The 1,983-nt window shown below is 76.8% G+C and carries 1 protein-coding gene and 2 pseudogenes; 2 read left to right on the top strand and 1 reads right to left on the bottom strand.

Annotated elements, in window-relative coordinates; all coding sequences use genetic code 11:
- Positions 1-726: pseudogene (locus B0E53_RS35945) on the bottom strand (cobyrinic acid a,c-diamide synthase); the annotation flags it as partial.
- Positions 727-861: 135 nt separating this feature from the next.
- Between B0E53_RS35945 and B0E53_RS35940 the strand changes: the two are divergent.
- Positions 862-1,686: an SURF1 family protein gene (locus B0E53_RS35940; protein WP_107079868.1), complete on the top strand. Its 825-nt coding sequence runs from the start codon at positions 862-864 to the stop codon at positions 1,684-1,686.
- Between the two features lie 96 nt (positions 1,687-1,782).
- Positions 1,783-1,983 (top strand): annotated as a pseudogene (locus B0E53_RS35935) (hypothetical protein); the annotation flags it as partial.

Here is a 1,983-nt window from a genome sequence, read left to right as displayed (position 1 = left end):
CGGCGACCACGGCGCGACGGTCAGCTCCGGGGCGGAACGGGCCAGCCCCAGCAGCCGGTCGAGGTCGACCGTGGCGGCGACCGCCTCGCCGAGCCGGCGGACCGCCCGCTGGGCCTCGGCGTCGCGCTGGACCACCGGCACCAGCCCGTGCCGGCGGGCCGGCAGCACCGGGGGCAGCTCGTGCCGGCGCAGCGCGCCGTAGACCGGCACCCCCACGTCGTCGAGCGCCTCGCGCAGCATCGTCTCGTGCCGGGGTGAGGCCACCCGGTTGAGGATGACGCCGCCCAGCCACAGCTGCTCGTCGTACGCCCGGAAGCCGTGCACCAGGGCGGCCACCGACTGGCCCATGGCGGCCACGTCCACCACCAGCACCACCGGGCTGCGCAGCGCGGTCGCGACGGCCGCGGTGGACTCGGTCTCCGGCCGGCCGGCGATCGAGTCGTAGAGCCCCATGGTGCCCTGGACCAGCGCGAACCCGGCCCCCGCGGCGCCGTGCGCGAAGAGCGGGGCGACCAGCTCCGGGCCGACCAGCCGCGGGTCCAGGTTGCGCCCCGGCCGCCCGGCGGCCAACCCCAGGTACGCGGCGTCCACCTGGTCCGGCCCGATCTTGAACCCGGCCACGTCCAGCTGCCGGTCGGCGAGGGCCGCGAGCAGGCCGAGCGAGAGGGCACCGGTGCCGTGCCCCGAGGAGGGCGCGCTCAGCACGACGCGCGGCACGACGGTCATCATCGACTCCTGGTCTGGGGTGGTTTCCGCCCGCGTGACCATACCCGTCCGGACCGACGCGCGACGGCCGCCGGCCGGCCCGTTCCGGCCCGGTGCGGGCCAGTGGCGCCGCTCATACGGGTAGCCTTTGCCAACGTGTACCGGTTCCTGCTGACCCCGCGCTGGCTCGGCTATCTCGCGCTGACCCTGGTGGCCGCCGCGGTGATGGTGTTCCTCGGCAACTGGCAGCTGGACCGCTACCGGGGCCGGACGGCGATCAACGAGCGGATCGACGCCGGCGCCACCATGACGCCCGCGCCGCTGCGCGACGCCCTGCCCGCCCCGACCGGCGGACCCGGCACCACCGGCCCGGCCCCGGAAGACCGGCTCACCTGGACCCGGGTCACCGCCACCGGCCGGTACGACAGCACGAACATCGTCCTGGTCCGCGGCCGGACCGTCGACAACAAGGTCGGCTTCGAGGTGCTCACCCCGCTGGTCCTCGCCGACGGCAGCGCGGTGCTGGTCGACCGGGGCTGGATCCCGCCCGTGCCCGGCGGCAACGCCACGGCCCAGCCGCCGGTGCCGGCCGCGCCGACCGGCGACGTGACGGTCTCCGGGCGGCTGGTGTCCAGCGAGAGCGGCGGCGGGGCGGTCGACCGGCGCGCCGGCAAGCTGGAGACCCGGCGGATCAGCATCCCCCGCCTGGCGAAGCAGCTGCCCTACCCGGTCTCCGGCGGCTACGTGCTGCTCGACCAGCAGACCCCGGCCGCCGACCCGGCCTTCCAGGCGGTGCCGATCGGGCACACCAACAACTGGCAGAACTTCGGCTACGTGGTGCAGTGGTGGCTCTTCGCCGGGATGAGCCTGGTCGGCTACGGCTGGGTCGCCCGCCGGGAGGCCCGGCGGCTGGCCGGCCTGGACGTCCCGCGCAAGCCGCTGGACCGGGCCGCCGAGCCGGCCTCCCCCACCTCCGCCTGAACCGGCCGAGGCGTCCGAACCGGACATTCGGTGGGCACACCGGGCGGCGGGGACGCTGTAGGGTCCGCCCATGATCGTCAACCGTGGGGGGTCGCGGTGACCCCTGATCCCACGACGCCGCTGCCCGCCGAGCCGCCCACCCCGGCGGCGTACGACCCGTGGTCCGCCATGCCGCCGGCCGTCGCGCCGCCCACCGAGCAGTTCCCGGTGCTGGCCGCGCCACCGGCGGACTCCCCGGTCTCCGCCGCGCCCACCGCGCAGGTCCCCGCGCCGCCCGCCGTCCCGGCGCCACCGGTG

The organism is Micromonospora sp. MH33, assembly GCF_003013775.1.
GTDB lineage: Bacteria > Actinomycetota > Actinomycetes > Mycobacteriales > Micromonosporaceae > Micromonospora > Micromonospora fulviviridis.
This window is presented reverse-complemented; position numbering and strand designations above follow the sequence as displayed.